The sequence below is a fragment of the Bacillus sp. SIMBA_031 genome (assembly GCF_046535225.1).
Classification (GTDB): Bacteria; Bacillota; Bacilli; order Bacillales; family Bacillaceae; genus Bacillus; species Bacillus velezensis.
In genome coordinates this window covers 195,496-209,037 of the sequence record NZ_JAWRXC010000005.1, presented here as the reverse complement: position 1 = coordinate 209,037, position 13,542 = coordinate 195,496, and the positions used below count along the sequence as shown (strand labels likewise).

The window sequence follows — 13,542 nt, the reverse complement described above, 5'->3', positions numbered from 1 at the left end:
GGGTTCATTTTTATTGATTGAGCTTTTTGAGCACGATGCCGTGCAGCGGTTCATGCGGCTGAATACCGCAAATGTCTTGAAGAACGCGGCTCGTGCCTTTTTCCGCGATAAGCTTTTGCAGCTCAACCGCTTCCGGATCATCCTGATAGTCAAAGCGCAGGGCGGCGGCGATGCCTTCTGCCAGCGCGTTCGGTTCTTTTATTTTTTTGGCCGGCCCTACTAATCTATCATTCGCTCCGAGTTTTCTGAGCGGTGATCTGGCGACTCTTGTCACATCATCCGTGATGTATTCATTTTCAAAGCGGCTGATGATTTTTTTCATGTACTGCTCGTGTTCGGCTTGCTTAAAGCCGTACGCTTTCACCAAGTACTCGCCCGTTTCTGAAAGTGCATCGTACACGACACGCCGGATTTCCGGATGGCCGATGGCCTCTTTGACGGTTTTTAATCCGCGCTGATAGCCGACGTACGCCGTAACGGCATGACCGGTATTGACGGTAAACAGTTTCCGTTCAATGAACGGCGTAAGGTCATCCGTAAATAACGCGCCTTCCAGTACCGGCTGGCCGCCGGCAAAGCCGGTTCTGTCTATGACCCATTCAAAAAACGGTTCTACGGATACTTTCAGCGGACCTTCATGGTGCTGAATCGGCACGATCCGATCCACCGCAGAATCCGGGAAGCCGACCGTCCGGTTCACGAGTTCCCGTTCCACTTCCGTCAAATGTCCGAAAACTTCTTTTTTCAGAAAACTGCTGCCTCCGATCATATTTTCACAGGCAATGATATTGAGAGGCTCAGAGGACGTTCTGCGCTTCAGCCCTTCCGCGATGGACGGGGCGATGAGTCTGAGAACGTTCGGGCCCACCGCCGTCGTAATGATCGCCGCTTCATTGATCAGCCCGTACAGTTCTTGTTCTTGCACCGCGCTGTTGATGGCTGAAACGGGGCCGATGATTTCGGTCTGCCGGCCGCCGTCGGCAAGCTCCACGGTATATTCCTTCTTTTCATTGAGAAGGCTGACCATCGTTTCATTCACATCAGCGAAAACTACCTCATAGCCGGAATGATGGAGCAGGGCGCCGATAAAGCCCCGCCCGATGTTTCCCGCTCCGAAATGAAGGGCAATCATGTCAGTTCACCTCGCTGAAAATAGCGGCCAGTTCTTCTTCCGTCTTTGCACTGATCAGCCGTTCGATGTTTTCTTCCTCTGAGCAGATGATGGCGATGTTTGACAGGATGTCTAAGTGTTCATTGTTTTTTCCGGCGATACCGAAAACGACCTTTGCCGTATTGCCTTCACCGTATTCTACACCGTCCGGAATCTGGATGACGGAAATGCCTGAATGAAGCACCTCATCCTTCGCATCTTCCGTGCCGTGCGGGATCGCGATGAAATTCCCCATAAACGTCGATGATGTTTCTTCACGTTCGAACATTTTTTCCACATAGCCGTTCTTCACGTAGCCGTTATCAATCAATGTCTGTCCCGCGAGGCGGATGGCATCCTCTTTTGAGTTCACCGTCTGGTTCAGTTTGATGTTCGCTTTAGCCAATACTTCCATGATGAAGATCCCTCTTTCTGTTTGATTAGTTTTTAAGCTTTTCAATCAGTTCATCGTATTTCGGGCTGTTCAAGAAATTATCAACCGAAATGTGCACCGCCTGCGGCAGCTTCGCTTTCGCGCGGTCAGTCAGGTCCTTATGCGTAATGACGATATCCGCGTCATTCGGCAGATTATTGATCGACGTATTTGTCACATCAATATCCAGGTCTGCTTTTTTCACTTTGTTTCTTAAAATGGAGGCGCCCATTGCGCTCGATCCCATACCCGCGTCACACGCGAAGATAATGCGGCTGACTTGGTCGGCGGAAATATCAGCGGCGCTGTTTTCCGGCTCTTCCTCTTTGTCTGCCAACGCGGCCGCCGCATCACTTTTCCTGCCTTTCATTTCCTGCATTTTTTCCGCCGCGGCTGTCAAATCTTCTTCGCCCGCTTTAGACGATTTCAGAATAAGCGCCGAAACGATAAACGATACGGCCGCGGCAACGATGACGCCCGCCAGCACGCCGAGATAGCTCCCTTTCGGCGTCAGCGCCAAAATGGCGATGATGCTTCCCGGAGATGATGCGGCGACAAGACCTGCGTTAAAGATCGAGAATGTAAGCAGTCCGCTCGCTCCCCCGGCGATCGCCGCGAGGATCAGCATCGGTTTCATTAAAATGTAAGGGAAATAGATTTCATGTATCCCTCCGAAGAAATGAATGATCGCCGCTCCCGGAGCCGTCGATCTTGAAGAGCCTTTCCCAAAGAACATATATGCCAGTAAAATACCGAGTCCCGGCCCGGGGTTCGCTTCCACTAAGAACAGAATGGATTTACCCGCTTTGGCGGCCTGCTCGATTCCGATCGGACTTAAAATGCCGTGGTTGATCGCGTTATTCAGGAACAGGACTTTCGCCGGTTCTACGAAAACGCTTGCAATCGGCAGCAAATTCGCGTGGACAATGACTTCCACACCCGCCGCCAGCAATTTGTTAAGAGACAGGACGACCGGGCCGATCGCATAAAACGCGATAATCGTCAGCACCGCGCCGATAATTCCCGCCGTGAAGTTGTTGATCAGCATTTCAAAACCCTGTCTGACTTTATCTTTAAACACACGGTCTAATTGTTTAATGAGATAACCGCCCAAAGGCCCCATAATCATTGCCCCTAAGAACATCGGAATGTCCGCTCCGACAATGACTCCGATGGCCGCCGTCGCTCCGACGACTCCCCCGCGGTGATCGTAAATCATTTTTCCGCCCGTATATGCGATTAAAAGCGGCAGTAGATACGTAATCATCGGGCTTACCAATGTATTCAGCTGCGGATTCGGAAACCATCCCGCTGGAATAAACAGCGCGGTGATAATTCCCCATGCGATAAATGCGCCGATATTCGGCATGATCATACCGCTTAAATAACTGCCGAACCGCTGTATCTTCACTTTCATGCCAGCTTGCTGTTCTTGCTGCATGTTCATTCCCTCCCTGTTTGCTTGCCTTCAGATGAAAATAAATAAGACACGGGGTTTCTCTCTCCCCCCTGTGTCTTCATCATAAAACGCTTACAATCCCCATTCAATGAAAAGTAAAGAGGAGTTTGGCACAGAGACTGTGACAACTCCTTAACAAAAAAAGACACCTCATCAAAGGTGTCTTACCGCTTTCTGTATATAATGTGTCCTTTTGTGACGACGAGTTTGGCAATGAGCCGCTCACTGACAATAAACACCGGATACGCACATACGAGCGCGAAAATGGCGGCCGGCACATACCGCGCTGCCGGAAACATCGGCATGACGGCGGTTCTGGCCATCTGCACAAGATAAATCAAAAGCACCGTAATCGCAATGGCCGCAGCCATAATCGGAGCTGATACTTTATATTCACGCAATTTCACATGGCAATGCCCGCACTGAAACTGGCACGGGATCATGGATGATCTGACCATGTCGCCTGTAATCGGCTTGCCGCAGTTCGGGCAGGTCGTTTCTTTCATGTTTATTCCTCCATTCAACTCTTCTATTATAACAGAGTCTGACTACGTCTTTTACATTTGTGATTGTTCAACATTTTTTCACATATTTTATCATCAGGCTCTTGTGTGCATTTGTGAAAACATCTACTCTTAGAGGGAGGTTCATCACTCATTCGCATAAAAAGGAGGATGCAGAATTGCTTCCGATTCACAGACAGCAAACCTTGCTTGAATGGCTGAAAGAAGAGGGCGCGCTGAAAATCTCTGACATAAGCGAGAGATTCGGCGTCTCCGAGATGACCGTGTACAGAGACGTCAATCAGCTGGCGGATGCAAACCGGATTATCCGGACACCCGGCGGCATTACGCTCCCTCCCGCTTCAGAACGAAGCGCCAATCAATGCGGCTATTGCCTGCGGCCGATTCAGCATTCGTATTCTGTTCAGCTTATTACCATTTCACAAGCCGTTGAGCAGATGTGCTGCATTCATTGCGCGATTTTGCGGTATGAGGATAAAAAGGAAGAAGTGTCCCACGTCATTTGTAAAGATTTTCTTCTCCAGACGACGCTGACGGCCGCTTCCGCATACTTTTTAGTCCATGCCGATATTGACCTTCACTGCTGCCGGCCTCAGGCGATTCCCTTCTCAACGCTTGATTACGCAGAACGGTTTCAAAAAGGATTCGGCGGGGTCATTTGCACCTTTGACGAGGCGGCGGACATCATCTTACACGACAGGCAGAAGGGATGCACCTGCAGCAAGACATAACAACAACCAACCGGAAGGCGGTGTCATCATCCATGAGACAGAACAAACGCTGGCTCATCTTTTTGCTGTTCCTTGTTTTGATTCCGAAAACAAGCTTCGCCCACGCCTACATCACAAACTCAAATCCGGGTGAGAACAGCGAATTAAAACAAGCGCCGAAGCAGATTGAAATTGAGTTTAATGAACAGATTGAAGAAGGATTCCACTCCATTAAGGTCTATAATTCATCCGGCGAACGGGTCGACGCGGGCAAAACGGTGATTCAAAAAAATGATGCCCGCATCATGACCGCGGCATTGAAAAAAAATCTGCCGCATGATATTTACAGAGCGGAATGGAACGCGGTATCGGCCGACGGACATCCGGTATCCGGCGTCATCCCTTTCAGTATCGGAAAAGCCGGCGGAGAACTTCAGGAGCAGACATCATCGCAAGCGGCGCTTCATCCCGAAGCGGCCATCGACCGCGGTATTTTGTACACCGCTCTCTCCCTGTTTATCGGCACTGCTTTTTTCCATCTGTTTTGGTACAGAAATAATAAAGATTCATCAAAAGCAAAACGAACTGTAAAGCTGCTCGTGATTTTTTTATGTTTAACGGGGCTCGCGCTTATCTGCCAGCTCCCGATCCAGACGAAAGAAAACGCGGGCGGCGCTTGGAGCGCCGCGTTTCAGCCGGACTATGTAAAAGAAACGCTTCTGAAAACGGCAGGCGGGTACGTCTGGATGATCCAGATCAGCTTATTTATCCTGCTCGCCCTGTCCATGATCCCGCTGTTGAAGAAGAAAGCATTCCGGTCATTTGCGTACTGGACGGCACCGCTGTTGTTCTTCTTCGCTTCGCTTTTGGCAAAAGCATTTGCCGGGCATGCGGCGGTTATCGACGAAAAAGCGGTCGGCATCGCGATGGACTTTCTCCATTTATCGGCCGCGTCTGTATGGATGGGCGGTATCGCCGCGCTTGTGCTGCTTCTTTCATCAGAGTGGAGAAAACCCGATAAAACCATCGCTTGGGAAACGGTCAGACGGTTTTCTCCTTGGGCGTTCGCCTCTGTCGGTGTGCTGTTATTTTCAGGCGTGCTGAACGGATTTTTCATTATCCGCACGTTTGATTCACTCTTTCACACCGCTTACGGTAAGACGCTCCTTTTGAAAATCGGACTGTTTGTCATCATGCTTGTGCTCGGCGCCGTTCACGTATGGATGACGAAGTTCAGCAGAAAAAGGAGCATCAGCGCAACGATAAAGGCCGAATGGGCACTAGGCATTGCGGTGTTATTTACAACCGCCGTCTTCACAAGCCTGCCCAGCCCGCCGCCGCCTGCGCCATTGCCTTTTAACGGCTCAGAAACGATCGGAAACGGGGAAACCCTGTCCTTGCACATTACGCCGAACCAGCCGGGTAAAAATGAATTTCAAGTCATTGTCACCGATCACAACGGCAGCTTGGTAAAAGACATTCAGCAATTTACGGTCACTGTTTACCAGACGGGCTTCAGCGGCAAACAGCATGAAAGCACCTTTGATTTGAAGAAGACGAAGGAAGGCACATTTGAAGCCGCCAACCTGTCCATCACCGAAAAGGGAAACTGGAAGATCAAAGTCCACGGGCTGACAAACGATTTTAATGAAATCAACCAAATATTCTCAACGACAAACTAAGGAGTGTATCTCATGTTGAAAAAAAAGGCTTTATTATTCATATCCGCCGTGACCCTGTCACTCGTCGGTTTTACGGCGACAGCAAGCGCCCACGTCTCAGTCAAACCCGCGGAATCCGCGGCCGGTTCTTGGGAAACGTACACGATGAAAGTGCCTGTGGAAAAGAATGAGCCGACAACGAAAGTCGTGCTGAAAATGCCCGCCGGCGTTGAATTTCAGCAGTATCAGCCGATTCCGGGCTGGAAAACATCCGTATCCAAACATGATGACAAAGCGGTCTCCGTCACTTGGGAAGCAAAGGACGGCGGCATTCAGCCCGGCCAATTCCAGCAATTCACGTTCGTTGCGAAAAATCCTGAAAAGAGCGGAGATGCCGCTTGGGACGCTTACCAATATTACAAAGACGGCAGCATTGTAGAATGGACGGGTGATGAGAAAGCCGACACGCCCCACTCGATTACGAAAATCACGAAATCGGCCAGCGTGACGGATGCGCACGGAGCTGAACAGTCAAACGAAGAAAGCAAATCCGGCGTATCAGCGCTTGATATTGCGGCCATCGTTCTGTCAGGTGCTGCGATTATCCTTTCCATCGCGGCGCTTGTAAAGAAAAAACGCGCGTAAGCAAAAAGCGATCCGGCTCTAAAGAGCCTGCGATCGCTTTTTTTCTTATCCGCGGCCTGCCTGGAATGACGGATATTTGGTCATTCCTCCGTCAGCAAACAGCGTAATGCCGGTCACGTAGCTTGATTCCTTCGACGCAAGCCAGACGGCGACAGCCGCGATTTCTTCCGGCTCACCGATATATCCCATCGGAATCATGCTTTCCACATCTTTTCTCTGAACGGGATCCGCAAATTTTTCCGCGTTGATCGGCGTATTGATGGCTCCCGGTCCGATATTGTTAACACGGATGCGCTTCGGCGCGTACTCAAGCGCCAGCGTTTCCGTCATCAATTTGATGCCGCCTTTACTCGCCGCGTAGTGAACAAACAGCGGCCATGGAATCATTTCATGTACGCTCGACATGTTAATGACATTTCCTTGAATATCATTCTCTACGTAATATTTAATGGCTTCGCGGCTTCCTAAGAAAGCGCCGGTCAGATTGGTATTGATGACTTTGTTCCAGTCTTTAAGCGGCATTTCATGCGACTGAACCGGATTTTCCATGCCGGCGTTATTGATCATGACATCCAGTGTGCCGAATTCCTTCACCGCGGTCTGCACGATGTTTTTGACATCTTCTTCTTTTGTGACGTCTCCTTGAACGATGACCGCTTCGCCTCCCGCTTTTTGAATCTCTTCTTTAACGGTTTGGGCGTCTTTTTCATTACTATAGTAGTTAACCACGACTTTCGCCTGCTCCTGTCCGAAGCGGATCGCCATCGCTTTTCCTAATCCTGATGAAGCTCCCGTAATGGCAACGACTTTTCCCTTTAAATCCGTGTACATGTTCAAACCTCCTGCATATGTTATGAATTTGATTTCGCAACGCCTAAGAATACCGCGGCCACAATGATCAGGATAATCCCGATGGCAATGGCGACCAGCTGACGCTTCGTTTTGCTCTCACGGAGAATGAAGATTCCGCCGAGCGTGCTGATGACGATCCCCATTTGAGAGAGGGAAAAACTTGTCGCAACTCCGACGCGCGGCTGTGAGATGAACAGAAACATATTCCCGAGCGCCCAGATGATTCCCGGCAGAATGTTCTTGAGGGCGTACTTATTAAACGGTTTATGCTTGTACGTCAGGAGCAGTCCGCCGATGACCATCCCGATCGCCTGCGGCAGAAGCGCTGACCATCCGGATACGCCGAACAGCCGGGCCACAACGACATAGACCAAATAACCGAGCGTGGAGATCAGCAGGATGACAATGCCTTTTTTTAAGTTTCCCGGTTCTCCGTCCGCCCGCCCCTTTTTATCTTCTAAAGATGTGAGCACAATCCCGATGATGATAAAAATAAGGGCGAGAATACCCAGCGTAATCGCGATCGGGGTTGACCATTCTTTGAATACGATCACACCGAACAAAGAAGTCGAGACGAGCTGCATTCCCGTTGATATCGGCATCGTTTTTGAAACACCCATCAGCTGTATGCTTTTAAGCTGATTGCTTTGGCCGAGCGACCAAAACAGCCCCGAGATGATGCCGACAATAAAAATGCGCCCAGACAGCACCGGGTGGACAAACAGATACAGCACAAACGAAACGATGAGCGCCCCGATTGTCGTTCCCAGCGTCTGGCTGTAAGGCCCGCCGCCTAATTTGACGTTAAATAACACGATGCTCCCCCAAAATAAAGCCGGGAGAAGAGCCAGTAATATATCCATGATGGCGACCTTCTTTCAATCGTATTTGCTGTTATTTTGTCTGGAATCGAACCGATTATTCCCGCAAGATCAAAAAAGCCTGCCGGCGATATTCACCGGCAGACCGCTCAATAAAAACAGCCCCGCTTAGAAGCGGGGCTTTCTTTTCGGCTCATTAAAGTCCGATAGACATGTATTTGGTTTCCAGGTACGGTTCAATGCCTTCCGTACCGCCTTCACGGCCGATGCCGCTTTCTTTCATTCCTCCGAACGGCGCTTGAACCGCGGACGGACCGCCGTCATTCCAGCCGATGATGCCGTATTCAAGCTGTTCAGAAATATAGATGCCGCGGCGGTAGTTTTCTGTGAAGAAATAAGCCGCAAGCCCGAACGGCGTATCGTTCGCAAGCTTGATCGCTTCATCAATATCTGAGAACGTAACGATCGGCGCAACCGGGCCGAATGTTTCTTCATGCATGATGTTCATGGATGTATCTACATTTGAAAGCACGGTCGGCGTTACGAAATAGCATCCTTTTTCATCGTTTTGGTCATACGTTCCGCCCGTCAGCACTTTTGCGCCTTTTTCCACGGCGTCATTAATTTGGCCGACGATTTTATCGAAGCCTTTTTTGTTGATGACAGGGCCGACGTTTACGCCTTTTTCAAGGCCGTTTCCGACTTTGAGTTTCGCAGCTTCTTCACTCAGTTTTTTCGCAAACTCGTCTTTTACGGATTCGTGTACGATCAGCCGGTTCGCACAGACGCAGGTTTGGCCGGCGTTTCTGAATTTAGAGGCCATTGTTTGGGCTACCGCCAGATCAAGATCAGCGTCTTCATCCACGATCAGCGGCGCATGTCCGCCAAGCTCCATTGACATATGTTTTACGGTGTCGGCGCTGTTTTTCATCAGGATTTTTCCGACAGGCGTTGAGCCGGTGAAAGTAATTTTGCGGATTTTCGGGCTGCTGGTAAAGACGTTTCCGATTTCGGCTCCGTCACCGATCACCACTTGCAGCACGTCCTTCGGAATTCCCGCTTCATATGCGAGACGCGCAAGGGCGTAAGCGGAAAGCGGCGTATCCTCCGCCGGTTTGATGATGAACGTACAGCCTGCCGCCAAAGCGGGCGCGGCTTTTCTTGTAATCATCGCATTCGGGAAATTCCACGGCGTGATCGCGGCTACCGGGCCGACCGCCTGACGGGTGACGACAATCCGTTTGCCCGTTGTCGGCGCAGGTACGGTTCTGCCGTAAATCCGTTTTGCTTCTTCGGCGAACCATTCAATATAGCCGGCGCCGTATAAAACTTCTCCGACCGCTTCTTCATACGGTTTGCCGTTTTCTTTCGTAATTAATTCCGCAAGTTCTTCTTTATGTTCAACAATCAGCTCATACCATTTTCTTAAAAGTGAGGCACGTTCTCCTGCTGATGTTTTGGACCATGATTGAAACGCTTGATGTGAACGTTCAATCGCTTTTTCAACATCTTCGGCCGTCTGCTGAGGGATGCTTTGGATCGCCTCTCCCGTTGCCGGATTGTACACTGTTAATTGTTCTGGCATATTGAACATTCCTTTCTCTGCTATAGTAAAGCCATTGAATGCTTGTTGATGTATCTTATACTTTTATGATAGCAGACACATCCGCCGGCATTCCAATAATTGAACTCACAGAGCTGCTTCGATAATGGAAAGGCCTTCTTTGAGCTGCTCATCCGTCACGACAAGCGGCGTCAGGAATCTGATAATGTTGCCGTTTATGCCGGCCGTCAGCAGCAGCAGTCCGTTCTCGTTCGCCGTTTTAGCGATCGCCGCGGCTTTTGCTTTGTCCGATTCCCGCGTGTCCGGATCTTTGACAATTTCGATGGCCGCCATCGCGCCGAGTCTGCGCACTTCTCCGATGCAGGCATGCTCTTTTTTCCACTCGAGCGCTTGATGCTCAATGATCCGGCCGATCTCCTCGGAACGCTGATTCAGCCCTTCTTCTTCAATAATATCCAAGACCGCAAGCGCAGCCGCACAGCCGAGCGGGCTTCCCGCATATGTGCCCCCGAGTTCCCCCGGCGCGGCGGCATCAAGCATTTCCGCCCGGCCGATGACGCCGCTCAGCGGCAATCCGGCCGCAAGTGATTTGGATACGGTGATCAAATCAGGAACGGCTCCGAAATGCTCAATCGCAAAATACGTTCCCGTTCTGGCAAAACCGGTCTGAATCTCATCCGCTACAAAAACGATGCCGTGTTTTTTACAAAAAGCGGCGACGTGCTGGACGAAACGTTTTGACGGAATGATGAAGCCGCCTTCTCCCTGAACCGGCTCCATTACGACACAGGCGACGGTTTCCGGCGCAACTGCGGCGATAAAGAAATCCTCAAAAGCGCTGATGATAAAGTCGTCATACTGCTCGTCGCTCATGCCGGCCGGCTTTTGATAATAGTAAGGAAACGGCGCCTGATACACCTCTGAGGCAAATGGGCCGAAACCGAATTTATAAGGCTTCACCTTGCTCGTCATGCTCATCGTCATGTTCGTACGGCCGTGGAACCCTCTTGTAAATGACACGACAGCCTGGCGCTTCGTATATTTTCTGGCGATTTTCACGGCGTTTTCCACCGCTTCCGCCCCCGAATTGAGAAAAATCGCTTTTTTCGCATGATCTCCCGGCGCAAGGGCGCAAAGTTTTTCGGCCAGCTCAATATAAGACGGATACATCATAACGTTAAAACCCGGGTGAATCAGATCCTCCGCCTGTTTCTTCACGGCCTCCACCACTTTCGGATGGGAATGGCCGACATTCAGCGTTCCGATCGCTCCGGCAAAATCAATGAATCGTCTGCCGTCCAAATCGTACAAAAGCGCCCCTTCCCCTTTTACCGCCATGCCGCGGTTTCCGTTGCCGACCCCCTTGGAAACGAATTGATCCCGTTTTTGCTGCCACTGGGCAGTTGTCACTTCCGATGATGCTGTTCGACTCATAGATTCCATCCCCCTGCATTGTTTTCTTATCATTCTGACTTCTTTTTGGTATGATGAAAAGTACCAAAATCAATTTATCCATGGTATCAGAAAGGAGCAGGGTCTGGATGCTGACGATTTCCATTGATCATTCGGAAACGGCGGATTATATCTATCAGCAGATCTATCAGCATATAAAAGCGGCCGTTTTGAAGCGCAGCCTGATGCCTCATACAAAGGTGCCGTCTAAACGGGAGCTTGCCGAGACGCTGAAGGTCAGCGTGAATTCAGTGAATTCAGCTTATCAGCAGCTGCTTTCGGAAGGTTATTTATATGCGGTCGAAAGAAAAGGCTTTTTCGTGGAGGAAATTGATACGGTTTATCATGAAGAAGCGCCTTCGCTCCTATTGCCTGATGATTTGAAAGAGCGGGAGACGGATAAAAGCGGCTGGATTTCGTTTTCTCATATGAGCGTGGATACGGCGCATTTCCCCCTGAAAAGCTGGTTCCGCTGTGAGCATAAAGCAGCCGCCCGTTCATTTCATACACTCGGAGAACTCGTCCATCCGCAAGGTTTATATGAAGTCCGTGAAACAATTTCGCGGCTTATTTCCCTGACAAGGGGCGTTACATGCCGCCCGGAACAAATCGTGCTCGGAGCGGGCACGCAAATGCTGGTGCAGTTGCTGACGGAACTGCTGCCAGAAGACGCGCTCTACGCCATGGAGAACCCGGGATATATGAGGATGTACCGGCTGCTGCAAAACCTCGGGAAAAAGGTTGCGACGATCAGCATTGATGAAAAAGGCATGTCCATGGACGAAATCGAAAAACGCCGGCCCTCTGTATTGATCACCACGCCTTCCCATCAATTCCCCTCAGGCGTGATCATGCCGGCTTCCCGGCGGATTCAGCTTTTAAACTGGGCCGCCGAACAGAACGGCCGCTTCATCATTGAAGATGATTATGACAGTGAATTTAAATATGACGCCGATACGATACCGGCGCTTCAAAGCCTTGACCGGTTTCAAAATGTCATCTACATGGGGACCTTTTCAAAATCCCTTTTCCCAGGTCTGCGCATCAGCTATATGGTTCTGCCGCCCGGGCTTTTGCGAACGTTCAAAGAGAGAACGTATGACCTGCATACGTGCAGTACACTTGCCCAGCTCGCGCTGAAAGAATTTATCGATTCAGGTGAATATCAGAAACATATTAAAAAGATGAAGCAGCATTATAAGAACATGCGGGAACGCCTCATTTCTGCTTTGGAAGAAACATTCGGAGAAAGAATAAGTGTAAAGGGCGCCAATGCGGGGCTTCATTTTGTCACTGAGTTTGACTGCGCCCGTTCAGAAAAAGAGATATTGGCACGGGCGGATGCAGAACAGCTCGATCTGTTTGCGATGAGCCGGTTCCGTCTGAAAGCGGGAGGCGATTCAAACAAACCGCAGCTTATCCTGGGGTTTGCCCGCCTGAAGGAGAGCGATATTCAAGAAGGCGTCTACAGGCTTTACAGGGCGGTTTTCGGCGCATAAAAAAACCCCCGGAATTCGGGGACTTATTTACCAGCGGTCCGGTTCTGTCTGCAAAATCGCCTCCAGCAGGCCGGGAAACGCCGTTTGTAAATCATCTTTGCGCAGGGAATAATAACGGTGCTTCCCGTCTATGCGCACTTGGGCGATCCCCGCTTCCCGCAGCACTTTGAAGTGATGGGACAGCGTTGATTTAGCGACCCGGACATCAGCGCAGGTTCCGCACGTTTTTTCTGTTGTTTCCGCCAATTGTTTGACCAGCTCTAAGCGGAGCGGATCACTCAGAGCATGAAGAACCTTTGTCAGCTGTAAGCGTTCGGTTTCAGGATGGTTTGGAATGTTCATGAGTCAAATGTAACACATAAAAGCGGCGGGTGACAATTTAGGTGGTGAGGGTTTTTCCTTTACCTTTCGCAATGAAACATGTTACAGTTAGTTCGATAATATTCGAACTATAACAAATTAACCCAATCAGGAGGAATAACAATGATCGTCTTACAGGCTTACATGAAAGTAAAAGCGGATAAACGCGAGGAATTTTTAGGAGAAGCGCAATCACTTGTTCAGCATTCACGCGCGGAAGAAGGAAATGTGCAATACGATCTTTTCGAAAAAGTCGGTGAGGAAAATACATTCGTCATGCTTGAACAATGGAAAGATGAAGAAGCGATGAAATCCCACAACGCAACTGACCATTTCCAAGGATTCGTGGCAAAAGCGAAAGAAGTGCTGAGTGCGCCGCTTGACGTCGTCCGCACAGAACTGTCAGAGTAAC

Annotated in this window: 14 protein-coding genes; 5 read left to right on the top strand and 9 right to left on the bottom strand. The window is 50.0% G+C overall.

The window, feature by feature from the left end:
- Positions 1–10: 10 nt before the first annotated feature.
- The 4 genes from SB724_RS14935 to SB724_RS14920 form a co-directional block, all read right to left on the bottom strand.
- Positions 11–1,132, bottom strand: coding sequence for a mannitol-1-phosphate 5-dehydrogenase (locus SB724_RS14935; RefSeq protein WP_410571741.1), 1,122 nt, complete (start codon positions 1,130–1,132; stop codon positions 11–13).
- Between the two features lies 1 nt (position 1,133).
- Positions 1,134–1,565 carry a PTS mannitol transporter subunit IIA gene (locus SB724_RS14930; protein ID WP_012116817.1) on the bottom strand — a complete coding sequence of 144 codons (432 nt, stop codon included), beginning with the start codon at positions 1,563–1,565 and terminating at the stop codon, positions 1,134–1,136.
- Between the two features lie 25 nt (positions 1,566–1,590).
- Positions 1,591–3,030 (bottom strand): PTS mannitol transporter subunit IIBC, encoded by a 1,440-nt coding sequence (locus tag SB724_RS14925; RefSeq protein ID WP_410571739.1) that lies wholly within the window; start codon positions 3,028–3,030, stop codon positions 1,591–1,593.
- A 176-nt stretch (positions 3,031–3,206) separates the two neighbouring features.
- Positions 3,207–3,548: a hypothetical protein gene (locus SB724_RS14920; RefSeq protein ID WP_003156306.1), complete on the bottom strand. Its 342-nt coding sequence runs from the start codon at positions 3,546–3,548 to the stop codon at positions 3,207–3,209.
- A 176-nt stretch (positions 3,549–3,724) separates the two neighbouring features.
- Here SB724_RS14920 and SB724_RS14915 point away from each other — a divergent pair, with 176 nt between their 5' ends.
- The 3 genes from SB724_RS14915 to SB724_RS14905 are packed head-to-tail and all read left to right on the top strand — an operon-like array spanning position 3,725 to position 6,582.
- On the top strand, positions 3,725–4,297 hold the full coding sequence (locus tag SB724_RS14915; protein ID WP_410571737.1) for a DeoR family transcriptional regulator: 573 nt from the start codon (positions 3,725–3,727) through the stop codon (positions 4,295–4,297).
- Between the two features lie 32 nt (positions 4,298–4,329).
- Positions 4,330–5,958, top strand: a complete 1,629-nt coding sequence (locus tag SB724_RS14910; protein ID WP_410571735.1) for a copper resistance CopC/CopD family protein — start codon at positions 4,330–4,332, stop codon at positions 5,956–5,958.
- Positions 5,959–5,970: 12 nt separating this feature from the next.
- Complete coding sequence (locus tag SB724_RS14905; protein ID WP_410571733.1) at positions 5,971–6,582, top strand: YcnI family copper-binding membrane protein; 612 nt, start codon at positions 5,971–5,973, stop codon at positions 6,580–6,582.
- A 45-nt stretch (positions 6,583–6,627) separates the two neighbouring features.
- On the opposite strand, the gene gdh is transcribed toward SB724_RS14905, so the two are convergent.
- From gdh to gabT, 4 genes are all read right to left on the bottom strand, one after another.
- On the bottom strand, positions 6,628–7,413 hold the full coding sequence (gene gdh, locus SB724_RS14900) for a glucose 1-dehydrogenase (RefSeq protein WP_007609424.1): 786 nt from the start codon (positions 7,411–7,413) through the stop codon (positions 6,628–6,630).
- Positions 7,414–7,433: 20 nt separating this feature from the next.
- Positions 7,434–8,297: a RhaT/GlcU family sugar-proton symporter gene (locus tag SB724_RS14895; RefSeq protein WP_003156317.1), complete on the bottom strand. Its 864-nt coding sequence runs from the start codon at positions 8,295–8,297 to the stop codon at positions 7,434–7,436.
- Between the two features lie 154 nt (positions 8,298–8,451).
- Positions 8,452–9,840, bottom strand: a complete 1,389-nt coding sequence (gabD, locus tag SB724_RS14890) for a succinate-semialdehyde dehydrogenase (RefSeq protein WP_265973363.1) — start codon at positions 9,838–9,840, stop codon at positions 8,452–8,454.
- Positions 9,841–9,945: 105 nt separating this feature from the next.
- Positions 9,946–11,253, bottom strand: a complete 1,308-nt coding sequence (gene gabT, locus SB724_RS14885) for a 4-aminobutyrate--2-oxoglutarate transaminase (protein ID WP_410564637.1) — start codon at positions 11,251–11,253, stop codon at positions 9,946–9,948.
- Between the two features lie 107 nt (positions 11,254–11,360).
- On the opposite strand from gabT, the gene gabR reads away from it, so the two are divergent.
- On the top strand, positions 11,361–12,770 hold the full coding sequence (gene gabR / locus SB724_RS14880; protein ID WP_410571730.1) for a MocR-like transcriptional regulator GabR: 1,410 nt from the start codon (positions 11,361–11,363) through the stop codon (positions 12,768–12,770).
- A 27-nt stretch (positions 12,771–12,797) separates the two neighbouring features.
- Here gabR and SB724_RS14875 read toward each other — a convergent pair whose 3' ends face one another.
- Positions 12,798–13,112: an ArsR/SmtB family transcription factor gene (locus SB724_RS14875; RefSeq protein WP_224224032.1), complete on the bottom strand. Its 315-nt coding sequence runs from the start codon at positions 13,110–13,112 to the stop codon at positions 12,798–12,800.
- A gap of 141 nt (positions 13,113–13,253) precedes the next feature.
- Between SB724_RS14875 and SB724_RS14870 the strand changes: the two genes are divergently transcribed.
- The gene (locus SB724_RS14870; RefSeq protein ID WP_012116809.1) at positions 13,254–13,541 is read left to right on the top strand and encodes a putative quinol monooxygenase; all 288 of its coding nucleotides are present in this window, start codon (positions 13,254–13,256) and stop codon (positions 13,539–13,541) included.
- Position 13,542: the final 1 nt, after the last annotated feature.